The sequence below is a fragment of the Dyella sp. genome (assembly GCF_051962475.1).
Taxonomy (GTDB): Bacteria; Pseudomonadota; Gammaproteobacteria; order Xanthomonadales; family Rhodanobacteraceae; genus Dyella_A.
The window spans coordinates 132815-155717 of the sequence record NZ_JBQCCF010000064.1; the positions used below are offsets into that span (position 1 = coordinate 132815).

The following is a 22903-nucleotide window of genomic DNA, read 5'->3' on the forward strand; positions in this document are numbered from 1 at the left end:
TGCGGCCCTTGCGGGCCTAACAGCCTCCCGTCGGCGCGGTGAGGCAAGGTTCCGTCCGGCCCGATCGGGCGCAGACAGAAGCGGAATTGTACGGTGGGGCCGCAACTAGGCGCAAGCATTTGATTTGCGGCGGGGAAAGGCCCCGCGGGGAAGCTCAGCTGACCGTGAAACTCTCGCCGCAACCGCACTCGCCGGTGGCGTTGGGGTTGTGGAAGACGAAGCTGGCGTTGAGTCCCTGGCGCTGGAAGTCGATGACCGTGCCGTCGACCAGCGGCAGGCTCTTGGCGTCGACCACGACCGGCACGCCGTCGATGTCGAGCAGCTGGTCGTCGGCCACCAGCTCGCTGGCGAGGTCCACCACGTAGGCGAAACCGGAGCAGCCGGTGCGCTTGACGCCAAAGCGCACGCCGCGCGCGGTCGGGGTCTGCGCAAGGAACTGGCGCATGCGCTGGCTGGCGGCGGGAGTGATCGAGATGGTCATGGCGTGCAATTGGTGTCGTATCGGCGGGGCAGGCTCGCGGGGGCCCGGAAACCTACATTATCATGCGGGTTTGGCCGGCTTCCGGCCTCGGTCGGCGTGGTCGCCGCCGCCCTTTCCCTCATTCATGTGCCCAGATGCGGCGCACAAGCAGGAGTTTCAATCCATGGCGTTGGTCAGCGCAACGGTGTGCAGCGTGAAGCAGGCTCTTTCAGGCGCGCTGGAGGCCGGCAGCCGGGTGACGGTGCGCGGCTGGGTGCGCACGCGGCGTGACTCGAAGGCTGGGCTCTCGTTCGTCAACGTCAGCGACGGCTCCTGCTTCGATCCGATCCAGGCGGTCGTGCCCGCCACCGTGGCCAACTACGACAGCGAAGTGAAACACCTCACCGCTGGCGCCGGCGTGATCGTCACTGGCACCCTGGTGCCCTCGCAGGGCAAGGGCCAGACGTTCGAGGTGCAGGCCGAGGAAGTGATCGTCACCGGCCTGGTGGACGATCCGGAAACCTATCCGATCCAGCCCAAGCAGCACTCGATGGAATTCCTGCGCGAGGTGGCCCACCTGCGCCCGCGCACCAACCTGTTCGGCGCGGTCACCCGCGTGCGCCACACGATGATGACGGCGATCCACCGCCACCTCACCGAACAGGGCTTCTTCTGGGTCAACACGCCGATCATCACCGCCTCGGACGCCGAGGGCGCGGGCGACATGTTCCGGCTGTCCACGCTGGACCTGGCCAACCTGCCGCGCCTACCGGACGGCAAGATCGATTTCCGCAAGGATTTCTTCGGCCGCGAGGCGTTCCTCACCGTGTCCGGCCAGCTCAACGTCGAGGCGTACTGCCTGGCGATGAGCAAGGTGTACACCTTCGGCCCGACCTTCCGTGCCGAAAACTCCAACACGCCGCGCCACCTGGCCGAGTTCTGGATGGTGGAGCCGGAGATCGCCTTCGCGGATCTAGCCGCCGACGCCGACTGCGCCGAGGCCTTCCTCAAGGCGATCTTCAAGGCCGTGCTGGACGAGCGTGCCGACGACATGGCGTTCTTCGCCGAGCGCGTGCAGCCCGACGCGATCACCAAGCTGGAGCAGTTCATCGCCCAGCCGTTCGAGCGCATCGACTACACCGACGCCATCGAGATCCTGAAGAAGTCCGGGCAGAAGTTCGAATACCCGGTCGCCTGGGGCGTGGACCTGCAGACCGAGCACGAGCGCTATCTCGCCGAGAAACATATCGGCCGTCCCGTGGTCGTCATGAACTACCCGGAAGCGATCAAGGCCTTCTACATGCGCCTGAACGACGACGAGAAAACCGTGGCGGCGATGGATGTGCTGGCGCCGGGCATCGGCGAGATCATCGGCGGCAGCCAGCGCGAAGAGCGGCTCGATTACCTCGACGCGCGCATGGCCAAGTTCGGCCTCGACAAGGCGTCCTACGGCTGGTACCGCGACCTGCGCCGTTACGGCACCGTGCCGCATGCGGGCTTCGGCCTGGGCTTCGAACGCCTGCTGGTGTACGTGTGCGGACTGTCCAACATCCGCGACGCCATCCCCTATCCCCGCGCGGCCGGCTCGGCCGAGTTCTGATCGATCACGCCATGCGAACGCTACCCAGACTCCCCGCCCTCCTGATCGCGCTGGCACTGTGCCTGTTGCTCGGCGCATGCCACAGCGCCAAGGTGTTCGTGCCACCGAACCTGCGCCCGCCCGCCGACACCGGCGATGCGCTGAAACTGGCCAAGCAGCGCCTGCAGGACGCGACGCCCTGCTGCACCAGTTTCGCCGACTTTTCCTACGGCAGCCTGCTGCCGTGGCGTCCGAAGAAGTTCGAGCTCGGTCCGAACAGCCCGGTGGCCAACCTCAACGGCGTGCGCAGCCACTTCCTCGCGTTCAAGCTGCCGAGCGACGTGAAGCTGCCGTACCGCATCGCTGTGAAGTCGGAGTTGAACGGCCGCTGGCTGCACTCCAGCTACCTGTTCGCGCCCACTACCGTGGTGCTGGACGAGGCGTTCCAGCCGATCGACGGCAAGGACATCCCGTTGTGCGAATACATGGGCTGGAGCAAGTCAAGCACCGGCGCGTTCGGCAGCGCGACCATCGACAACCCCAAGGCACGCTACCTGGTGATCTACTCCTCCGCCGACCAGCAATCGGGCGATACCTACTGGGAGCAGTCGCCCGCGGCGTTCTCCGCCGAGGCGCCGGTGAACATGACCTCCAAGGGCAGCTTCAAGATTCCGCACGGGCCGGACGGCACGGTGTGGGTCGGCCTGATGAACGACAGCTACAAGACCGCGGTGGACCAGGCGATCTGCGGCGAAGCGCCCAAGGGTGACGGCCTGCTCAAGACGCTGAGTACGGCGCTGCCGACGCACTGGATCGGGAGTACCAAGTAATGCCGTTGGGAATGCTCTATCTCGGCCTGCTGCTCGCTGGCGTGGCCTGCTTTCTCTTGCACTACGTGGCGCTGTCGCAGGTGGCGAGGCGCCTGCGCGAGGCGCATCCGGATCAGTGGAAGATCATTGCGCAGGACGAGCGCGGCCTAACGGTGAGCACGCCGCTGCGCTGGATCCGCCTGCAGAACGCGCTGCGCTCGCCGGTCTTGCCGGCGCTGGAAGATGCCGTGCTCAACCGCTGGCGCCGGCTGTGGCGGATCTTTCCGCTGCTTGCCTGGGCCTGCCTCATCGCCGCCTTCGCGCTGCGCTGGATCGCGCGCTAGGCCCACACCGCCACCGAGGGCCCGCCCATGCATCTGAACCTCAACGGACGGCATGCCCTGGTCTGCGGTGCTTCCGGCGGCATCGGCCGCGCCACGGCGGTGGAGTTGGCCGAGCTCGGCGCTAGCGTCACCGTGCTGGCGCGTTCGGCCGACACGTTGCAGACCGTGGCCGAGAGTCTGCCGCGCTCGCACCCCGGGCAGTTCCACGACTGGCGTCAGGTCGACATGGGCGATACCGCCGCGCTCGCCCAGGTGGCCGGGCAGCTGGTGGCCAATCGGCCGGTGCACATCGTGATCAACAATACCGGCGGTCCGCCGGGTGGCAGCGCGCACGCCGCCGATCGCGCAGCCTACGAGACGGCCTTCCGCCAGCACTTGCTGGCCGGACAGACCCTGCTGCAGGCTGTGCTTCCCGGCATGCGCGCCGAGGGCTACGGCCGCTGGGTCAATGTGATCTCCACCTCGGTGAAGGAGCCGATCGCGGGCCTGGGCGTATCCAACACCGTCCGTGCCGCCGTGGCCGGCTGGGCCAAGACGCTGGCCGGCGAACTGGCCGCCGACGGCATCACGGTAAACAACGTGCTGCCCGGCTACACCCGCACCGCACGACTCGACGGCCTGCTGGCTGCCCAGGCCCAGGCGAGCGGCCGCAGCACCGAGGAGATCGCGCAGCAGCTGATCGACAGCGTGCCGGCCCGGCGCTTTGGCGAGGCCAGCGAGGTCGCCGCGATGATCGCCTTCCTCTGCACGCCCGCTGCCGCCTACGTCAACGGCGTGAGCATCGCCGTGGACGGCGGGCGCACCCGGGCGCTGAGCTGACGTGCCCGAAGGGCCGGAGATCCGCCGCGCTGCCGATGCGCTCGCCGCCGCCGTGGTCGGCCAACCGCTGACGCGGGCGTGATTCGCCTTCGACGCGCTCAAGCGTTACGAAAAGCCGCTCGTCGGCCGCACCATCGAAGCGATCACGCCGCATGGCAAGGCGCTGCTCACCCGCTTCGACAACGGACTGACCCTGTACAGCCACAACCAGCTTTACGGCGTGTGGCGCGTAGCGACCGCCGGCCGTCCACCGGCGACCACGCGCAGCCTGCGCGTGGCACTGGAAACCGAGCGCAAGGCGATCCTGCTGTACAGCGCCACGGACATCGAGATGCGGCCCAGCGACCAGGTGCACGAGCATCCGTTCCTGCAGCGCATCGGGCCAGACGCGCTCGACCCTTCGCTGGATGCGGTTACCGTCGCCGCGAGGCTGCATGACCCACGTTTCGCCCGCCGCCGGCTCGGTGCGCTGCTGCTCGACCAGGCGTTCATCGCCGGACTGGGCAACTACCTACGAGTAGAGATCCTGTGGGAAGCGGGCCTGGGGCCGCAGAGCCGCCCGTGCGACCTGGACCCGGCTGAGCACGCCGCGCTTGCCGAGGCGATCCTCGACCTGCCGCGCCGCTCCTATCGCACCCGCGGCAAGCGCGGCGCAGGCCACCTGCAGGACACCCCGTTCCGCTTCCGCGCCTACGAGCGCGGCGGCGAGGATTGCCCGCGCTGCCTGGCGCCGATCGAGAAATCGATGGTCGCGAGCCGACCGTTCTACGCCTGCCCGCGCTGCCAGCGCTGAGCCGTCGGGCGGCGCCGGGTTACCATACGCGGCTGCGGGCAGCGCGCCCGATGTCCACTTGCCGAAGGATCTTCCATGAGCCACAACCCCCTGCAGGATCTCATCGACAGCAATCGCCGCTGGTCCGAAACGGTGCGCGAATCCGACCCGGCCTTTTTCGAGCGGCTGGCCAAGCAGCAGTCACCGAAGTACCTGTGGATCGGCTGCTCCGACTCGCGCGTGCCGGCCACCCAGATCGTCGACCTGCCGCCGGGCGAGATCTTCGTGCAGCGCAACGTCGCCAACGTGGTCTCGCACACCGACCTCAATTGCCTGAGCACGATCCAGTTCGCGGTCGATGTGCTCAAGGTGGAGCACATCATCGTGGTCGGCCACTACGGCTGCGGCGGCGTGCAGGCGGTGCTCGACGATCGCCGCATGGGCCTGGTCGACAACTGGCTGCGCCACGTCGGCGACGTCGCCAAGAAGCACCACGCCATGCTGACCGGGCTGGAGAACATGACCGACCGCAATGTGCGCTTGTGCGAGCTCAATGCGCTGGAGCAGGCGGTGAACGTGTGCCACACCACTATGGTGATGGATGCCTGGGAGCGCGGGCAGCAGCTCAGCGTGCACGCCTGGTGCTACAGCCTGACCAATGGCCACATGAACGACCTGGGCGTGCACATCGACAGTCACGGCGCGATCTGGCCGAGCTATGAGGCGGGACTGGAGCGTCTGGCCAGCCGCATCGGCGAGCCGCGCTGAGGCGGCCTAGTCGTCGGTAAGGCAGGCGCGCAGCAGCGCGCCGATCACCGCCTGCACGCCAGCCGCCTGCGCGGGCAGGAAGTCGAGGCTGTCCTCGTCCATGTAGGTGTACTGGGCCAGTTCCAGCTGCACCGCCTGCAAGTTATCCGCCGGACGGCCGTAGTGCCGGGTGATGTAGCCCCCCTTGAAGCGGCCGTTCACCACGTGGCTATAGCCGTCCTGCCGATGCAGCACAGCATCGAGCCGCACCTGCAGCGGCGCCCCGCAGCTGGCGCCGTCGGCGGTGCCTAGGTTGAAGTCCGGCAGTTGGCCATCGAACAGCATCGGCACTCGGCTGCGGATCGAATGACCCTCCCACAGCACGACGCGGCCGTATTCGCGCTGCAGCCGCGCCAGTTCGTCGGACAACGCATCGTGATAGGGCTGCCAATACTCCTTCACGCGACGCGCGACCTCGCCGGTCTCCGGCTCGCCGCCCGCTACGTAGAGCGGTGCACCGTCGAAGCCGATGGTCGACACCAGGCCCGTCTCGCGCTGCCCTGGATACAGCGCATGCCCGTCGGCTGGGCGATTGAGATCGACCACGTAGCGCGAGAGCGACGGCCGCAGCACGCTGGCGCCGAGTGCCTCGGCCAGGGGCGCGTAGAGACGGCCGACGTGCCAGTCGGTATCGAGCGAACGGCGCGCCTGCGGCGTCATGCGCTCGGCGATGTCGGCAGGGATCGTGCTGCCGTCGTGCGGCAGGCTGATCAGCAGCGGCGCGGTGCCGCGCGTGAGGGTAACGATGGGCTGGTCCATGCCGACAGTGTAGCGACGTGCTGCGCGGCGCTCAGCCCATCAGCACCAGCTCCTCGGCGGAGGTGGGATGGATCGCTACCGTGGCGTCCAGGTCGCGCTTGCGCAGGCCGAGCTTCATCGCCACCGCAAAGCCCTGCAGCATCTCGTCGGCGCCGGGGCCTAGCGCATGGATGCCGACCACGCGTTCGTCCTTGCCCATGCAGATCACCTTCATCAGCGACGCCTCGCGGCGCCCGGCCAACGCCAGCTGCATCGGCGTGAAGCGGCTGCGGTAGCAGCGCACGGCATCGCCGTGCCGCTCACGCGCCTGCACTTCGTCCAGTCCCACGGTGGCCAGCGGCGGCTCGCTGAACAGCACGCCGGGGATGTTCTCGTAGTCCAGTCGCGCCTGCGGCTGGCCGCCGAACAGGCGGTCGGCCAGCCGTCGTCCCGCCGCCACCGCGACCGGTGTCAACTCCACGCGGTCGGTGACGTCGCCTACGGCGTAGACACCGGGGCATGCGGTGTTCTGGTAATCGTCCACTGGCACGTGGCCGCGCCGACCGAGCGCGATGCCCAGCGCCTCCAGGCCAAGACCCTCGGTATGCGGGACGCGACCGACCGCCCACAGCACGGCGTCGTACGGGCCGCCGGCATCCATGTCATCGCCGTCGAGCAGCAGGCCTTGGGCCTCACGCCTCGCCGCCTGCACCTCGATCGGGCGGATCATGCGGATGCCGTCGTGCTGCATGCGGTCGGCCAGCGCGTCGGTCAGCTCGGCATCGAAGCCGGCCAGCAGCGGGCCGCGCACCAGCAGGCTCACCTCGCAGCCGAACGCCCGCAGCAGACCGGCGAACTCCACCGCCACGTAGCCGCCACCGACCACCGCCACCCGCCGCGGCAGGGCACGCAGCGCGAACATGTCATCGGACACCCAGCCCAGGTCGAAACCCGGGATATCCAGTCGGCGCGGGCGCCCGCCGGTGGCGATCACCACGTGCGGCGCCTGCCAGCGTTGGCCGTCCGCAGCCTCCACGATGCCGGCGTCAACCAACCGGCCGGCGCTGGACACGCGCTGCACGCCGGCGTTGCGCAGGCGCTCTTCGTAACGGACGGTGATACCGTCCACGTAGTCCTGGCGCAGTTGGCGGAAGCGCTCCCAATCCAGCGCGCCGGCCGTCCCGTCGAAGCCGTATTCGCGCGCCAGCGACCGCTGCTGCGCCAGTTGCGCGGCGTACCACAGCGCCTTCTTCGGCACGCAGCCGCGATGCACGCAGGTGCCGCCGGGCGGCGCGGGGTCAAAAAGCACCACTTTCGCGCCGTGATGCGCCGCGCGAAACGCCGTGGCCAGCCCGCCCGAGCCGGCCCCCAGCACGATGAGATCGCAGACCTGCGCCATGGAGCGTTCTCCAAACATGAGCGGACCGGCAGTATCGCCGGTTCAGCGTCAACGGTTCGGGAGCTGGCGTCGGCTACTTGCGCGCCGATGAATTACGCCTGTAATCTCGGACCGAAGATTACGGACGTAATCCACAAGGAGGCCAGGCATGCGTCGCGACATCCCCGCCATCACCGATGCCGAGAGTCAGGTCATGGCCGTGCTGTGGCAGCACGCGCCGCGCAGTTCGGAAGAGATCGTCGCGGCGCTGGGCGAAACCACCGACTGGCACGAAAAGACCATCCGCACCTTGCTCAACCGCCTGCTCGGCAAGGCGGCGGTAAACGCCGAACGCGACGGCCGACGCTACCTCTACCGCCCGCTGCTCACCCGCGAGCAATGGCAGTCGAGCGAGAGTCGCAACCTGCTCGACCGCGTGTTCGGCGGAAAGGTAGCGCCGCTGCTGGCGCACTTTTCCACGCACGAGAAACTCAGCAAACGCGACATCGCCGAGCTGCGTGCCTTGATCGACACCATCGACGCCAAGGAGCGCTGAGATGCTGGCGAACCTGGTCGATCTCACCGCTGGGCTGGTGCTGGTGCTGTTGCTGCGCCGTCCGGTGCGCCGCCTGTTCGGCGCCGGACCGGCGTTCACGTTGTGGCTGTGGCCGATGCTGCTGGGCGCGCTGCCCTGGCTGCCCGCCCTTCCCGCACGCTGGCATTGGCTGGCGCACGTGATCGCCTCGCCAGGCGCCATCGCTGGCACCGGCCCGCTCAACGCGACCGCCGATTTTCACCTGCCGTGGATGGCACTCTGGCTGGCCGGCGCGGCCATCGCGCTGCTGCGCCTCGCGCATGCCTATGTGCGGTTGCGTCGGCGCTGCCGCGTGTTGCCGGCCGCCCTGCTGGCGCATTGCCAGCGCGCGCATCCCCAGCTCGATCCACGGCGACTGCGCCAGCACCCGCAGGGGCCGGCGGTGCTGTGTGCTCTCCGCAGCGTGATCCTGCTGCCAGCGGATTTCCTGCAGCGCTTCGATCCAGCCCAGCGCGAGCTGGTCCTGGCTCACGAGCAGGGACACATCACGCGCCACGATCCGTTGTGGAGCCTTCTGGCCGACGTGCTCGCCGCGCTGCTGTGGTTCCACCCGCTGGCATGGCTGGCGCTGCCGCGCTTCCGGCTCGATCAGGAGCTGGCCTGTGACGAGCGCGTCCTGCGCCAACGCAGCGCCGACGCCGGCGTCTACGCCCGCACCCTGCTCGCCAGCACCGGCATGGACGCCGCGCCGGTGCTCATCCCCTGGCTCGCGGAGCCGCAACTGAAGGAACGACTGATGATGATTCGACGCGATCGCACCACCACCGCACGCCGCTTCGTCGGGTATCTGGGCGTGGCGCTTTTCATCAGTGGCGTCGGCCTGGCCGCGCAGGCGTCGCCGCTGGTCACCGAACCGAGTGCTAAGGCCACGCAGGATCTGCAGGCCAACGTGCTAATGCAGCCGCGCTATCCGAAAGCCTCCATCATCAACAGGGAGCAAGGCACAGTAGTCCTCAAGGTGCTGGTCAATCCCGATGGCACCGTGAAGACCGTCGACTACGACCCCAAGGCGAGCACCACGACCTCGGCAAACCTGATTGCCGCCGCCAGCGATGCGGCGATGCAGTGGCATTTCAATCCCGCCATGAAGGGCGGCCAGCCCATCGAGAGCGCTGCGCGGGTGCCGGTGTCCTTTCAGTTGGACCCGTTGCCCGATGCCGCCTCCGCCGCGGATTCCGAGAATCGAAGTGCAAAACAGCCAGAAAAGCACTGATTTGAAAGTCTTTTGATGGGTTGGTAGGCTCGGCACACCTTCCGTCGGGCCTGCCGTATGACTACCCGCCCCCGCGCCACCCGGTCCCTGCTCCGCCGCCTTTCCTGGGTAACGATGGCAACAGCGGCCCTGCTGCTCGCCGCCTGCTCCAGCGCGCCGCATCGGCGCGAACCCACCTTCAAGACCTCGCACTCCGAGCTGGCCGACCTGCCGGCGCGCGCCCCTTCCGCGGCCAGCGCGCAGGTTGCCAACGACGTGCTGTTCCGCGCCATGGCGCTGGTCGGTACGCCATACAAATGGGGTGGCAACACGCCGCAATCCGGCTTCGACTGCAGCGGGCTGGTGGATTACATCTACCGCCATGCCGCCGACATCGCGCTGCCGCACAGCTCGCGCGCGATGTCGGAACTGGGGCAGAAAGTGAAACGCATGAAGGAACTGGCCAGTGGCGATCTGGTGTTCTTCGGCAGCCGTAGCGGGATCAGCCACGTCGGCGTCTACGTGGGCCAGGGGCGCTTCGTGCATGCGCCCAACTCGGGCGGCACGGTGCGGCTGGACGACATTGACGGGCCCTACTGGCGCGACCATTTCGAGTTCGGCAAGCGGCTGCTGGATTGATAGCGCTGGCCAACACAGACCGGCGCCTTCTGGACGAAGTGGGGGCGAACGAAAAACGGCGCCTTGCGGCGCCGTTTTGTTTTTACTTGTGATCGGCGCGCACTCAGTGTGCTTCGGCGCCCGGCGGGTGCGCGTGGCCGTGCTGGATCTCTTCCTCGGTGCCATCGCGCACTTCGTTGATGGTCACGTCGAAGTGCAGCGTCTTGCCGGCCATCGGGTGGTTGAGGTCCACGTCCACGGCGGTCATGCCGACCTTGTGCACGGTCACCACGCGCTGGCCGCCCTGCTTGAGCGAGAGCACCGTGGTCATGCCCGGCTTGAGCCTGTTCGCCTGCTGGAAATACTTCTTCGGCACGCGCTGGATCTGCCCTTCCTGGCGCTCGCCGTAGCCATCGGCCGGAGCCACAGCCACCTGCAGCGACTCGCCGGCCTCGTGGCCTTCCAGCGCCGTCTCCAGGCCCGGGATCAGCTGGCCGTGGCCGAGCAACACCCACAGCGCCTCGTCGCGGTCGTGCGAACTTTCGACCTTCTCGCCATCCACCGTAAGGGTGTAGTGCAGCGAAACCACCTTGTCTTTGCCAGCCTTCATTGCCTGTCTCTTGTGCGATTGCAAACCCGGGATTCTATCAGGAGCGCTCCGGTTCGAAGGACACCCCGCGCACTTCCGGCCCGCGCCAGGCCAGGAACGCCAGCACCAGCGCCACGGCGGCCATCCACACCGCCATCACCAGCGCGTAGTCGCCGCCGCGCTCGGTCGCCAGCCACGCCTGGATCGACGCCGTACCGGCAGCCAGCAGATTGCCCAGCTGGTAGGCGAAGCCAGGAAGCGTGGCACGCACGTCGTGCGGCGCCAGCTCGTTGAGGTAGGTCGGCACCACACCCCAGGCGCCCTGCACCATCACCTGGATCAGGAACGCGCCGATGCCGAGCAGCACCACCGAGCCGCCGAACGTCCACAGCGGGATGCACGGCAGCGCCAGCAGCGCGGCCACCACCATCGCGCGTCGACGCCCCACCCGCTCCGACCAGCTGCCGAAGGTGAGCCCGCCCACGATCGCGCCGGCGTTGAGCAGCATGGTCAGCGCAGCCACCGTGCCCGCATCGAAGTGCCGCTGCGCCTTGAGGAAGGTGGGGTACATGTCCTGCGAGCCATGGCTGAACATGTTGAACGCGGCCATCAGCAGCATCATGTAGACCAGCCGCTTGCCGTTGCCACGCATGGCCGCCAGTGCGCCGCGCTGCGCACCCTGCGCGCGCGCCGCCTGCCAGGTCGGCGACTCGGGCACCTTGGCGCGCAGGTACAGCACCAGCACGGCCGGCAGCGCCCCCACCACGAACATCGCGCGCCAGCCCAGACCGAACACGCTGAAGACCAGCCAGTAGGCCAGTGCACCGAGAAAGTAACCGCACGGATAACCGCTCTGCAGCAGGCCGGACACCGCGCCGCGTGCCTTCGCCGGCACCGTCTCCATCGCCAGCGAGGCGCCGATCCCCCACTCGCCACCCATCGCGATGCCGAACAGGAATCGCATCGCCAGCAGTGCCGTGAGCGAGGGCGCGAAGGCACACGCCAGCTCCAGCACCGAGAACATCAGCACGTCGACCATCAGCACCGGCTTGCGCCCATAGCGGTCGGCCAGACGTCCAAAGATCAACGCACCGAGCGGCCGCGCCGCCAGCGTGAGCAGGATGCCGAAGGTGACCTCGGTGTGGCCGACGTGGAACTCGGTGGCGATCTCGTCCAGCACGAACACCAGCAGGAAGAAATCGAAGGCATCCAGCGTCCAGCCCAGGAAGCTGGCCAGCACGGTGTGGCGCTGGGTGGTGTCGAGCCCACGCAAGGTGGCTACGAATGACATGCGAGCTCCTCATGCGCGTCCGACGAACAGCAGGCGAGGCTAACATGCGCAGTGGTGGCGAAGCGCGGTCTCCACGGCCTTGCCGCGGCCCGAGCGGCGACCTCCCCCGATGCCAGCGACCGGATGCTCGTCAGGCCACAATCGACCGCAGCACGGTCCGGGTTTGACGCGCAGCAGCACGGAACGCTCCGATCGGCTACACTACGCCGGCTCGTAGACGCCCCCGACTCCCTTGCGGACATCGCGGCGATGGCCAGGCCTTCGCCCATTCCCCCACCCCGGTAGCGCGCACGGCACCCGACCAGCCATCGCTCGATGTGCGGTCGTCGAATTCATCGTCCGCCGCGCGGTATCAGGGAGCGCAGCAGACCACTCAGGAGTTTCCATGTCTTTTGAATCGCTGGGCCTTGCGCCCGCGTTGCTGCGCGCGCTCGCCGACGAGGGCTATACCGAGCCGACGCCGATCCAGGCCGGCGCGATCCCGCTGGTGATTGCCGGGCACGACCTGCTCGCCGCCGCACAGACCGGCACCGGCAAGACCGCCGCGTTCGCGTTGCCGGTCATCCACAAGCTGATGCAGGGCCGTGACACGCAGACGCGCCGCCCGCGCGTGCTGGTGCTCACCCCGACCCGCGAGCTGGCCGCGCAGGTCAACGACAACTTCCGCGACTACGGCAAGTACGTGCGTGTGGCCACCACCACCATCTTCGGCGGCGTGGGCATGGGCCCGCAGATCAACGCACTGCGCCGCGGCGTGGACGTGGTGATTGCCACCCCCGGCCGCCTGATCGACCACATGCAGCAGCGCACCATCGACGTCACCGGCATCGACACGCTGGTGCTGGATGAGGCCGACCGCATGCTGGACATGGGCTTCATGCCGGCGCTCAAGCGCATCGTCAACGCGCTGCCCAAGCAGAAGCGTCAGACGCTGCTGTTCTCGGCCACCTTCGCCGCGCCGATCAAGGCGCTGGCAATGCAGTTCATGACCGATCCGCGCGAAGTGTCGGTGACCCCGCCGAACACCGTGGCGCCGCTGGTCAGCCACCACGTGCACCCGGTCGATGCCGCACGCAAGCGCGACCTGCTGCTGCACGTGCTGTCGCAGGACAGCCGCCGGCAGACGCTGGTGTTCAGCCGCACCAAGCACGGCGCCGACAAGCTGGTGACCTACCTCAACGTGTCCGGCATCCGCGCCGCAGCGATCCACGGCAACAAGAGCCAGAACGCCCGCACCCGCGCGCTAAGCGATTTCAAGACCGGCCGCGTCACCGTGCTGGTGGCCACCGACATCGCCGCACGCGGCATCGACATCGACCAGTTGCCGATCGTCATCAACTATGACCTGCCGATGGTCGCCGAGGACTACGTGCACCGCATCGGCCGCACCGGTCGCGCCGGTGCCGAAGGCCTGGCCGTGTCGCTGGTGAGCCACGACGAATCCGGCCTGCTGCGCGACATCCGCATGCTGGTGAAGCAGGACATCGCGATCACCCCGGTGGCAGGCTTCGAGCCGTCCGCGCCGCTGCGCCTGGACGCCGGTGCGCCGCGTCCGGTGCAGGGCAACCAGCGCCAGGGCCGCCAGTCGCAGCGCCCGCAGCAGGGCCGCCCGGCGGGTAACGGCAAGAGCAGTGCCTCGCACCGCCCGCACGGTCACGTGCAGCAGGGCAGTGGCGAGCACGCGGCGGGCAATCGCTCGCGGCGTCGCTCGCGTCGTCCGGCCGCCAAGGCCTGATCACCACGCGATGCAAAAGGGCGGCGCCTCACGGCGCCGCCCTTTTGCTGTCCGTGATGGCAGCGGGCTCCTACAGGAGGCCCAGCGCCTTGGCGTGGTGGCGCAGGTGGTCTTCCATGAAGGTGCTGATGAACCAATAACTGTGGTCGTAGCCGAGGTGGCGGCGCAGCAGCAGCGGCTGACCGGCCTCGGCGCAGGCCTGGTCGAACAACTCGGGCTTGAGCTGCGCTTCCAGGAATTTATCCGCCTCGCCTTGATCGATCAGAATCGTGCCCGGAAAGCTCTGCCGGTGGACCAGTTCGCAGGCGTCGTAGTCGGCCCAGGCCGCACGATCCTCGCCCAGGTATTTCGGCAGCGCCTTGCGGCCCCATGGCACTTGGCTGGGCGCCACGATCGGCGCGAACGCCGATACCGAGCGATAGCGTTCGGGGTGACGCAGGGCGACGGTCAGCGCGCCGTGGCCGCCCATCGAGTGGCCGAAGATGCCGCTGCGTTCGAGGTCGACCGGGAAATGCCGCGCGACCAGCGCCGGCAGTTCCTCCACCACGTAACGATGCATGTTGAATCGCTCCGCATAGGGCGCCTGCGTGGCATCGACGTAGAAGCCCGCACCCTCGCCGAATTCCCAGTCGCCGGTGGCGCCCTCGATGCCGGTATCGCGCGGGCTGGTGTCGGGCATCACCAGCACCAGACCGAACTGCGCGGCCAGTCGCTGGGCGCCGGCCTTGATGGTGGCGGTCTCCTCGGTGCAGGTGAGGCCGGCTAGGTAGTACAGCACCGGGCACTTGCCCTGCACCGCCTGCGGCGGCTGGTAGACGGCGAACCGCATCGACCCTGCGCAGCTGGTGGAGGCGTGGCGATAGAAGCCCTGCACGCCGCCGAAACAGGCCTGCTCGGAAAGAGTCTCGAAACCGTCCATCACCGCCTCCGTGGAATCAACACAAGATGTCGATCATAAGCCGCCATCCACAACGCAGCGCTTCGAAGCGCTCAACGTTCCTGGTCGGTGGGCCGCATCAGGATCTCGTTGATGTTGACGTGCGGCGGGCGCGTCACGCAGAACGCGATCACCTCGGCCACGTCGCGCGACTGCAGCTGACGCATGGAGTCGGCCCAGGCATTGAGCGCGTCCTTGGTGGCGGCGTGGCCGATGTGATCGCGCAGCTCGGTCTGCACCACGCCCGGCTCGATCACGCTCACGCGGATGCCGTGCTGATACACCTCGCGCCGCAGCGCCTCGGAAAACGCCACCACGCCGAACTTTGTCGCCGAGTACGCCGCGGCATTCGGGTTGGCGATGCGCCCAGCGGTGGAGGAGATGTTGACGATGTGGCCGTCGTGGCGCGTCGTCATACCCGGCAGCGCGGCCTGGGTGGACGCGATCAGGCTGAGCACGTTGAGCTCCAGCATCTGCCGCCAGCGGCCCAGGTCGGCCTCGGCCACCGGCTCCAGGTACATCACGCCAGCGTTGTTGACCAGGACGTCCAGACGTCCGAAATGCGCCTCGGTGTCGCGCACCACGCGCTGGGCGTCAACCTCATCGAGCAGGTCGGCCTCCAGCACCAGCGGTTCGGCGCCCAGCGCGGCCAGTTCGGCAGCCAGCCGTTGCAGCCGGTCGTGGCGGCGCGCCGTCACCGCCACGCGCGCACCTTCCTCGGCCAGGGCGATCGCCGTCGCCTCACCGATCCCGGAGGACGCGCCCGTCACCAGCGCGACCTTTTCCACCAGACGCTTCGCCATGCCTGAATCTCCTGTGCCTTGAACGTTTTACGAGACGGGCCACATGCCCGCAGCCTGCTACAATAGCGCCCATTTTCCGCGCGCCGTCCGGCGTGCCACCCCGAGGTTCCCCGATGTCATCCCCGTCCCCCGACTCCGCCCCGGCTACCGCCGGCTTCACTGCGCTTGGGCTGAATCCGGCCATCCTGCGCGCGCTGGCCGATGTCGGCTACGAGTCGCCCTCGCCGATCCAGGCCGCCACCATCCCGCCGCTGATGGAAGGGCGCGACGTACTCGGCCAGGCGCAGACCGGCACCGGCAAGACCGCCGCGTTCGCGCTGCCGATCCTCTCGCGCATCGAGCTCAAGCCCGGCAAGCCGCAGGCGCTGGTGCTGGCGCCCACGCGCGAGCTGGCGATCCAGGTGGCCGAGGCGTTCCAGCGCTACGCCACGCACATGCCGGGGCTGCAGGTGCTGCCGATCTACGGCGGGCAGAGCTATGGCCCACAGCTGCAGGCGCTGCGCCGCGGCGTGCAGGTGGTGGTGGGCACGCCCGGCCGCGTGATCGATCACCTGGACAAGGGCACGCTGGATCTGTCCGAGCTGAAGTACCTGGTGCTCGACGAAGCCGACGAAATGCTGCGCATGGGTTTCATCGACGACGTGCAGAAAGTGCTCGAGGCCACCCCGCCGACACGCCAGGTGGCACTGTTCTCGGCCACCATGCCCACGGTGATCCGCAAGATCGCGCAGAAGCACCTGAAGGACCCGGTGGAAGTCACCATCAAGTCCTCCACCACCACCGCGGCGAACATCCGCCAGCGCTACTGGTGGGTCAGCGGCCTGCACAAGCTCGACGCGCTCACCCGCATCCTGGAGGCCGAGCCGTTCGACGCGATGATCATCTTCGCGCGCACCAAGCAGGCCACCGAGGAGCTGGCCGAGAAGCTGCAGGCGCGCGGCCTGGCCGCCGCCGCGATCAACGGCGACATTGCCCAGCCGCAGCGCGAGCGGGTGATCCAGCAGCTCAAGGACGGCAAGCTCGACATCCTCGTGGCCACCGACGTGGCCGCGCGCGGACTGGACGTGGAGCGCATCACCCACGTGATGAACTACGACATCCCGTACGACACCGAGAGCTACGTGCACCGCATCGGTCGTACCGGTCGCGCCGGGCGCGCTGGCGAGGCGATCCTGTTCGTCACGCCGCGCGAGAAGGGCATGCTGCGCGCGATCGAACGCGCCACCCGCCAGCCGATCGAGGAGATGAAGCTGCCCACCGTCGAGGCGGTCAACGACGTGCGCATCGGCAAGTTCAAGCAGCGCATCAGCGACACCCTGGCGCAGGGCGAACTGGAGTTTTTCCAGCAGCTGATCGAGCAGTACGAGCAGGAGCACAACGTGCCGGCGATCGAGATCGCTTCCGCGCTGGCGCGCATCGCCCAGGGCGACCAGCCACTGCTGCTGACGCCGCCGCCCAAGCGCGAGTTCACGCCGCGCGAGCACGAACCGCGCGAGCGCAACCACGACCGCGCGGAACGCGGCGCCCGCCACGAGCGCGAACCGCGGGGCCACGACGCAGGCAACCCGCGTGAGTCGTTCTCGCGCCCGGTGCAGCGCGCCCACGTCACCGAGGAAGGCAAGCGCACCTATCGCATCGAGGTGGGTCACGAGCACGGCGTGAAGCCGGGCAACATCATCGGCGCCATCGCCAACGAGGCGGGGCTGGAAAGCAGCTTCATCGGCCGCCTCAGCATCCGTGGTGAGTACAGCCTGATCGACCTGCCCGACGGCATGCCCAAGGAAGTGTTCGAGCACCTGAAGAAGGTCTGGGTGGTGCAGCACCAGCTGCGCATCCACGAATGGGACGGCAAGGACGACGGCGCCGCCGATCGCCCGCCGCCGCGCACCGGCGGCCCGCGTCCGGGCGGCTTCAAGGGCAAGCCGCGCCCCGGCGGCGGCAAGCCACCGCGCCGCAAGTACTGAGCGATCCGCTCCACCACGAAACCCGCGCCTCGGCGCGGGTTTCGTGCTTTGGCGACCCTTGCGCGACGTGGCGCTCGCCCTGACGACAGCCGGCCCCGTACCATCGGCCGATGACCTTCGCCCGATTCGCCTCATGAACACCGCCCCGCCCCGTCCCGGTGTCGATCCACGCCTGAGCGGCCTGTCCGTCTCGCAGCGCGAGCAGTTGCACGCTGCCGCCCGGGCGATCCGCGATGGCCAGCTCGACGTCGCCGAGCGCCTGCTCGATGCGTTGCAGCGACTGGCCCCGCGCCATGTCGAAGTGCTGCGCATGCAGGGCATCGCCGCCACCCGGCGCGGCCGCATCGAGGACGCCATCGCCGTGCTGCGCAAGGCGCTCGCGCTGGCGCCGCACGACGCGCTGGTGTTGAACGATCTGGCCACCGCGCAGGCGAACAGCGGCGACATCGCCGCCGCGCTGCATTCGTGGCGACAGGCCTGCGTGGCGGCGCCGGATTACCCCATGGCCTGGTTCAACCTCGGCCGCAACCTGCAGCAGCTTGGCGACAGCGAGGAGGCGGTAAGTGCGCTGCAGCGGGCCGCCGGGTTGGCGCCGGAGCTGCTGCCCGCGAACATCCTTGCCGCCGATGCGCTGGTGCACCTGGGGCGCTTCGACGAGGCCGCCGCGCATTACCGCGCCGCGCTGGCGCGCCATCCGGCCTGCGGCGACGCCTGGCGCGGTCTGGCCAACATCAAGACGCAGCCGTTGCGCGACGAGGACGTCACCACGCTGTCCACCCTGGAGCAACGCGCCGACGTGGCGGACAGCGACCGCATCGCGATGGGCTTCGCACTGGGCAAGGCGCTGGAGGATCGGGGCCGTTACGAAGACGCCTTTGCCGCACTCGCCGCCGCCAACGCGCGCATGCGCCAGCTGGCGCCGTGGCACGCGCCCACCTTCAGCACCCACGTCGCCCGGGTGATCGAGGCCGGTCGCCAGTTGCCGGCACCGCTGGACGCCACGCTGGGGCACGAAGTGATCTTCATCGTCGGCCTGCCGCGCTCGGGCTCCACCCTGTTCGAACAGGTCCTCGCCGCACATCCCGAGGTGGAGGGCGCCAGCGAGCTGGACGATCTGGAGGCGGTGATCGCCGAGGAATCCCACCGGCGCCAGCAGCCACTCCTGGCGTGGATGACGACAGCCACCGCGAACGACTGGCAACGGTTGGGCCAGCGCTATCTGGAACGCACCGCGCGCTGGCGCATGCAGCGCGCGCGGCACACCGACAAGATGCCCGAGAACTGGCTTTATGCCGGCCTGCTCGGCGCCATGCTGCCGGGCGCACGCATCGTCGATGCGCGGCGCGACGCGCTGGAAGCGGGCTGGTCATGCTTCAAGCAGCAGTTCTACCGGCTGCCGCACTTCGCCTGCGATCTCACCGACATCGGCGCCTACACACGCGACTACCAGCGCGCCATGGCGACCTGGCAGGTCGAGCAGCCGCAGCGCGTGCGCATACAGCGCTACGAGGCGCTGCTGGATGACCCGGAGCGCGAGATCCGCGCGCTGCTGGTGTTCTGCGATCTTCCCTTCGACGCCGCCTGCCTCGACTACCACCGCGCCATGCGCAGCGTACGCACGCCCAGCGCTTCCCAGGTGCGCCAGCCGCTGCGCCGCGATACCGCCCGCGCGGCGCACTACGGCGCCCTGCTCGATCCGCTGCGCCGGGCGCTCGTCGACGCCGGCTGAGCTGCGCAGCGTTCGCGCCGGGCAACAGGCTGTCGCGCTACGTGACGGCGAAAACACCGGGCACTGGCCTTATGTTTGGCATATTCCCCGGAGAGCACCATGACCCGCCTGCCCAGCCTTTACGTTTCACACGGTTCGCCGATGACCGCGCTGCGGCCCGGTGCCACCGGCGCACGACTGGCTGAACTCGCTGCGACGCTGCCACGCCCGCGCGCGATCGTGGTGGCCAGCGCGCATTACCTGGCGCGCAGCCCGCGGGTGGGTGGCGCCGCGCAACCGGAGACGGTGCACGACTTCGGCGGGTTCCCGCCGGCGCTCTACCAGCTGCGCTATCCGGCACCGGGCGATCCGGCACTGGCTGACGAGGTCGCACAGCGACTCGAAGACGCCGGCCTGCCGGCGGCCGTGGATACCTCGCGCGGCCTGGACCACGGCGTGTGGGTGCCGCTGCGACTGATGTATCCGGCAGCGGACATCCCGGTGGTGCCGCTGTCGATCCAGCCGCACGACGGCCCGGCACATCAGCTGGCGGTAGGGCGTGCGCTGGCCCCGCTACGCGAGGACGGCGTGCTGATGATTGGTTCGGGCTCGATCACCCACAACCTGCACGATCTCGCCGCCGGCTACAGCGCCGAGCGCGAGGCGCCGTATGTGCAGCCGTTCGTTCGCTGGATCGAGCAGCGCCTCGCCGAAGGCGACACGGCCGCCCTGCTCGACTATCGCCGGCAGGCGCCGTTCGCCGAGCGCGCGCATCCCACCGACGAGCATCTGCTGCCGCTGTTCGTGGCGCTGGGTGCTGCCGGTGAAGGCGCGCGAGCGCAGCGGCTGGATGCCGGCATCGACTTGGGGATCCTGGCGATGGACATCTACCGCTTCGACACCGCCGCCTGATCAGCCCGAGGCCGGCCTGTCGCCGGCCGAGACCTGCGCCTTGCCGGCGCGGCAGGTGAAGCGGAACAGGTAGTCCCGGCTGAAAGGCTCGGTGCGGCTGTCCACCACGTGGCTCTCGCCGTTGGCGTCGGCGGCCCAGTGGTTGATCTGCAGTGGATTGAACTGCCAGCGCAGCGCCGCCGCCCGCGTGGCGCCGAGATACGGGGCGAGATCCGCTTGCGCCGAGGCTGCGTTGCCGGGGCGCACTTCAGTGACCTTGCCGGCGCGATCGACGATCAGCTTGGCGGTGACTTCCACCACCGGTGGACAGGCCGCCAGCTGCGCCGCCGGATACACCGGGGTGACGCGCTCGATGGTGGTGGCGCCGCTGGATACCTCGCCCATGGCGAGCTGGTAATGCACGGTGTCCGGCGGCTCCACCGCGTGCCAGGACGCGTCGCCCTCGTTGGAAGGCGGGGTATCGGTACGCACGGCATGGCGGGCGCAACTGGCGAGCCCAGCCAGCATCATGCAGGCCATCACCGTTCTCCGGGTCGCCATGCGGTTCCACGCCCTGTGTGCATGCCGCGCTTCGTGCTGGTTTTTCATGGCTCACCTTTGGATTACGTCCGTAATTCTCGTGCAGATTAAGAGCGTAATCCTTCAGCCGCAAGCATTCTTCCCGGGGCCAGGACGGTACGAGAGAGGTCGGCGGGATAACGGAGGCCGCGCAGCGCTGGCGCGACGACGATCAGGCGCTGCGTGGCAGCGGCGGCACATCCGCGCCGCTGGGATCAATCCAGTCCTGCGGCGTCAGCGGCGCCAGCCCGTGCGCAGCGCGCGCCTTGTCGCACTGCGCGCTGGGCGCGCCGAACTCCCAGGACGGCAGCACCTCGCGGCATACCGACGGGCGCTGCGCGTAGATGCCGCAGCTCGCCTGCACGCCCACCTCGCCCTGCAGCGCCACGCAGCGCACCGGCTTGGACTCGGTACCGCGCATCACCAGCCGGTGCGGATCGAGCTTGGCGGTAAGTTCGGCGGGCACTTCGCCGCCGAGGAACGATTCGGCCTCCGACCAATGGAAGGCGACGCGAAAGTGCGCGCAGCACGCGCCGCAGCGCAGGCAGGGATGCAGCATGGATGGACCGGGAGTGGCGCACCCCGAGGCGCGCAGCGCGCGGATTCTAGAGCGAGCAAAGGCACGGCGGAGCGTGCCGAACGGGGCCGGTCAGCGGCGGCATTTAGCCGCGGTTGCCGGACCGGCCGCCGACCACCGTCAGCAGGGCCTGGGCATCCAACACATCGCCGTCTGGCGTGGTCAGCACGACACCGTTCTGCTGCAGCCACGCCGCCGCGTCCTTGCAGGCCTGCCGACGGCCGGCCTGCGTGCCGCTGGCCATGCCAATGGCGATACCACTGCCCATGCCCATCGCCAGCCCGATCGGAATCCCCAGCGCCATGCCCGACATCGCCAGGCTCCTGTTAGACCGGGCCGGCGAACGTGTTGCACTGGCCCACGTCGCCGCTGTCGAAGCCGGCCTTGAACCAGTGCACGCGCTGCGCCGAGGTGCCGTGAGTGAACGAATCGGGCATCACCTCGCCGCGTGACTCGCGCTGCAAGGTGTCGTCGCCGATCTGGCTGGCGGCGTTGAGCGCGGTCTCCATGTCGCCCGGATCCAACCACTGGTTGCGCTGCTCGGCGGCGTGCGCCCAGACCCCGGCGAGGCAGTCGGCCTGCAGCTCCTGGCGCACCGACAGGCCATTGGCGCCCTGCAGTGTGGCGCCTTGGCGACGCGCGGCATCCACCTTGTCGAACACGCCCAGCAGGTTCTGCACGTGGTGGCCCACTTCGTGGGCGATCACGTAGGCGCGAGCGAAGTCGCCCGTGGTGTGGAAGCGGTCCTGCAGCTCCTGAAAGAACGCCAGATCCAGGTATACGTGGCGATCGCCCGGGCAGTAGAACGGCCCCACCGCCGCCGTGGCCGCTCCGCAGGCGGTGTTCACCCGGCCGGAGAACAGGGTGAGCTTGGGCTGCTCGTAGTGGCGCCCCTGCTGGGCGAAGATCTGGCCCCATTCGTCCTCGGTGTCGCCGAGGATGGCGCGCACGAAATCCACCTGCGGATCGTTGGCGTTGGCCGGCGTGGTCGCCGGTGCCGTGCTGCCGCCGCCGGTGTCGACCTGGCTGAGCAGCGCGGTGGGGTCCTTGAAGAACACCAGCCCGAGGATGGCCAGGATCACGATGCCGCCCAGCCCCAGCCCGCGACCGCCGCCGAAGCGCGGCCCGCCGCCACCGCTGCCGTCATCGAACACCACGTTGTCGCTGCGACGCCCCTTCTGCCAACGCATGGCTGATCTCCCACGCCGTCCGCCGGCGCCCTCTCCAGACGATAGCGCCTCGCTCCGGCTCCTGCCACGATCGACACCCGGCACCTGCGCCGACATTTCCAGAAGGATCGACGATGCTCCAGCAACTGCCCGCCCTGGTCACCCTGCTCAACGTGCTGCTGCTCGCCGCCACCGTGTTCGCGGTCAGCAGCGCCCGCGGCAAGTACAGCATCAAGGCGCCGGCTACCAGCGGCCACGAAGGCTTCGAGCGCGCCTACCGCGTGCAGATGAACACCATCGAGCAGACCGTGCTGTTCCTGCCCACACTGTGGCTTGCCGCCACCCACGGCTTCGCCGGCTGGGCGGGCATCGCCGGGCTGGTGTGGATCGTCGGGCGCGTGTGGTACTTCGCCGCCTACCTGGCGGACCCGGCCAAGCGCGGCGGCGGTTTCGTCACCGGCATGGTGGCGTGGCTGGTGGTGCTGGTGCTAGCGGCGATCGGCGTGGTGCGCGCCCTGCTGGTGAGCTGAACGCCGTGTCCGCGGTGTG

At 68.8% G+C, this 22903-nt stretch carries 24 protein-coding genes and 1 pseudogene; 14 read left to right on the forward strand and 11 right to left on the reverse strand.

Annotated features, from left to right (window positions below; all coding sequences use genetic code 11):
• Positions 1-154 precede the first annotated feature (154 nt).
• The gene (locus ACTHJF_RS14070; RefSeq protein ID WP_440267662.1) at positions 155-481 is read right to left on the reverse strand and encodes a HesB/IscA family protein; all 327 of its coding nucleotides are present in this window, start codon (positions 479-481) and stop codon (positions 155-157) included.
• Between the two features lie 163 nt (positions 482-644).
• Between ACTHJF_RS14070 and asnS the strand changes: the two genes are divergently transcribed.
• The 6 genes and pseudogenes from asnS to can all read left to right on the forward strand — a co-directional run bounded on the left by asnS (position 645) and on the right by can (position 5551).
• A complete protein-coding gene (gene asnS / locus ACTHJF_RS14075) occupies positions 645-2060 on the forward strand; it encodes an asparagine--tRNA ligase (protein ID WP_440267663.1) in 1416 nt (471 codons plus the stop codon).
• A gap of 11 nt (positions 2061-2071) precedes the next feature.
• Positions 2072-2869, forward strand: a complete 798-nt coding sequence (locus ACTHJF_RS14080; protein ID WP_440267664.1) for a hypothetical protein — start codon at positions 2072-2074, stop codon at positions 2867-2869.
• Positions 2869-3192 (forward strand): hypothetical protein, encoded by a 324-nt coding sequence (locus tag ACTHJF_RS14085; protein ID WP_440267665.1) that lies wholly within the window; start codon positions 2869-2871, stop codon positions 3190-3192. The genes ACTHJF_RS14080 and ACTHJF_RS14085 overlap by 1 nt, the downstream gene beginning before the upstream one ends.
• Before the next feature lie 27 nt (positions 3193-3219).
• Positions 3220-4011: an SDR family oxidoreductase gene (locus ACTHJF_RS14090; RefSeq protein WP_440267666.1), complete on the forward strand. Its 792-nt coding sequence runs from the start codon at positions 3220-3222 to the stop codon at positions 4009-4011.
• Between the two features lie 94 nt (positions 4012-4105).
• Positions 4106-4804 (forward strand): annotated as a pseudogene (gene nei, locus ACTHJF_RS14095) (endonuclease VIII); the annotation flags it as partial.
• A 75-nt stretch (positions 4805-4879) separates the two neighbouring features.
• Positions 4880-5551, forward strand: a complete 672-nt coding sequence (gene can / locus ACTHJF_RS14100) for a carbonate dehydratase (RefSeq protein ID WP_431636282.1) — start codon at positions 4880-4882, stop codon at positions 5549-5551.
• A gap of 6 nt (positions 5552-5557) precedes the next feature.
• Here the strand turns inward: can and hutG are convergent, their stop codons facing one another.
• Positions 5558-6349, reverse strand: coding sequence for an N-formylglutamate deformylase (gene hutG / locus ACTHJF_RS14105; RefSeq protein ID WP_440267667.1), 792 nt, complete (start codon positions 6347-6349; stop codon positions 5558-5560).
• Positions 6350-6380: 31 nt separating this feature from the next.
• On the reverse strand, positions 6381-7727 hold the full coding sequence (gorA, locus tag ACTHJF_RS14110) for a glutathione-disulfide reductase (protein ID WP_440267668.1): 1347 nt from the start codon (positions 7725-7727) through the stop codon (positions 6381-6383).
• A gap of 148 nt (positions 7728-7875) precedes the next feature.
• On the opposite strand from gorA, the gene ACTHJF_RS14115 reads away from it, so the two are divergent.
• The 3 genes from ACTHJF_RS14115 to ACTHJF_RS14125 all read left to right on the forward strand — a co-directional run bounded on the left by ACTHJF_RS14115 (position 7876) and on the right by ACTHJF_RS14125 (position 10132).
• The gene (locus ACTHJF_RS14115; RefSeq protein ID WP_440267669.1) at positions 7876-8262 is read left to right on the forward strand and encodes a BlaI/MecI/CopY family transcriptional regulator; all 387 of its coding nucleotides are present in this window, start codon (positions 7876-7878) and stop codon (positions 8260-8262) included.
• A 1-nt stretch (position 8263) separates the two neighbouring features.
• Complete coding sequence (locus ACTHJF_RS14120; protein WP_440267670.1) at positions 8264-9514, forward strand: M56 family metallopeptidase; 1251 nt, start codon at positions 8264-8266, stop codon at positions 9512-9514.
• Positions 9515-9628: 114 nt separating this feature from the next.
• Positions 9629-10132, forward strand: coding sequence for a C40 family peptidase (locus tag ACTHJF_RS14125; protein WP_431636277.1), 504 nt, complete (start codon positions 9629-9631; stop codon positions 10130-10132).
• Positions 10133-10235: 103 nt separating this feature from the next.
• Here the strand turns inward: ACTHJF_RS14125 and ACTHJF_RS14130 are convergent, their stop codons facing one another.
• Together ACTHJF_RS14130 and ACTHJF_RS14135 are read right to left on the reverse strand one after the other, a co-directional pair.
• The gene (locus ACTHJF_RS14130; protein ID WP_440267671.1) at positions 10236-10721 is read right to left on the reverse strand and encodes an FKBP-type peptidyl-prolyl cis-trans isomerase; all 486 of its coding nucleotides are present in this window, start codon (positions 10719-10721) and stop codon (positions 10236-10238) included.
• A 37-nt stretch (positions 10722-10758) separates the two neighbouring features.
• Complete coding sequence (locus ACTHJF_RS14135) at positions 10759-11991, reverse strand: MFS transporter (RefSeq protein WP_440267672.1); 1233 nt, start codon at positions 11989-11991, stop codon at positions 10759-10761.
• 385 nt (positions 11992-12376) lie between these two features.
• Here ACTHJF_RS14135 and ACTHJF_RS14140 point away from each other — a divergent pair, with 385 nt between their 5' ends.
• Positions 12377-13726, forward strand: a complete 1350-nt coding sequence (locus ACTHJF_RS14140) for a DEAD/DEAH box helicase (protein WP_440267673.1) — start codon at positions 12377-12379, stop codon at positions 13724-13726.
• A gap of 70 nt (positions 13727-13796) precedes the next feature.
• Here the strand turns inward: ACTHJF_RS14140 and fghA are convergent, their stop codons facing one another.
• Positions 13797-14645, reverse strand: a complete 849-nt coding sequence (gene fghA / locus ACTHJF_RS14145; protein WP_440267674.1) for an S-formylglutathione hydrolase — start codon at positions 14643-14645, stop codon at positions 13797-13799.
• 71 nt (positions 14646-14716) lie between these two features.
• On the reverse strand, positions 14717-15466 hold the full coding sequence (locus ACTHJF_RS14150; protein WP_440267675.1) for an SDR family NAD(P)-dependent oxidoreductase: 750 nt from the start codon (positions 15464-15466) through the stop codon (positions 14717-14719).
• A gap of 113 nt (positions 15467-15579) precedes the next feature.
• On the opposite strand from ACTHJF_RS14150, the gene ACTHJF_RS14155 reads away from it, so the two are divergent.
• From ACTHJF_RS14155 to ACTHJF_RS14165, 3 genes are all read left to right on the forward strand, one after another.
• Entirely contained in the window at positions 15580-17430 is a 1851-nt protein-coding gene (locus ACTHJF_RS14155; RefSeq protein WP_440267676.1) for a DEAD/DEAH box helicase, read from the forward strand.
• Between the two features lie 133 nt (positions 17431-17563).
• On the forward strand, positions 17564-19159 hold the full coding sequence (locus tag ACTHJF_RS14160; protein WP_440267677.1) for a sulfotransferase: 1596 nt from the start codon (positions 17564-17566) through the stop codon (positions 19157-19159).
• Positions 19160-19258: 99 nt separating this feature from the next.
• Positions 19259-20050 carry a dioxygenase family protein gene (locus tag ACTHJF_RS14165; protein ID WP_440267678.1) on the forward strand — a complete coding sequence of 264 codons (792 nt, stop codon included), beginning with the start codon at positions 19259-19261 and terminating at the stop codon, positions 20048-20050.
• Here the strand turns inward: ACTHJF_RS14165 and ACTHJF_RS14170 are convergent, their stop codons facing one another.
• The 4 genes from ACTHJF_RS14170 to ypfJ form a co-directional block, all read right to left on the reverse strand.
• Positions 20051-20569, reverse strand: coding sequence for a hypothetical protein (locus ACTHJF_RS14170; RefSeq protein WP_440267679.1), 519 nt, complete (start codon positions 20567-20569; stop codon positions 20051-20053).
• A gap of 211 nt (positions 20570-20780) precedes the next feature.
• Positions 20781-21167, reverse strand: coding sequence for a YkgJ family cysteine cluster protein (locus ACTHJF_RS14175; RefSeq protein WP_440267680.1), 387 nt, complete (start codon positions 21165-21167; stop codon positions 20781-20783).
• 103 nt (positions 21168-21270) lie between these two features.
• Positions 21271-21498, reverse strand: coding sequence for a hypothetical protein (locus tag ACTHJF_RS14180; protein WP_440267681.1), 228 nt, complete (start codon positions 21496-21498; stop codon positions 21271-21273).
• Positions 21499-21511: 13 nt separating this feature from the next.
• A complete protein-coding gene (gene ypfJ / locus ACTHJF_RS14185; RefSeq protein ID WP_440267682.1) occupies positions 21512-22375 on the reverse strand; it encodes a KPN_02809 family neutral zinc metallopeptidase in 864 nt (287 codons plus the stop codon).
• Between the two features lie 113 nt (positions 22376-22488).
• On the opposite strand from ypfJ, the gene ACTHJF_RS14190 reads away from it, so the two are divergent.
• Complete coding sequence (locus ACTHJF_RS14190) at positions 22489-22884, forward strand: MAPEG family protein (protein WP_440267683.1); 396 nt, start codon at positions 22489-22491, stop codon at positions 22882-22884.
• Positions 22885-22903: the final 19 nt, after the last annotated feature.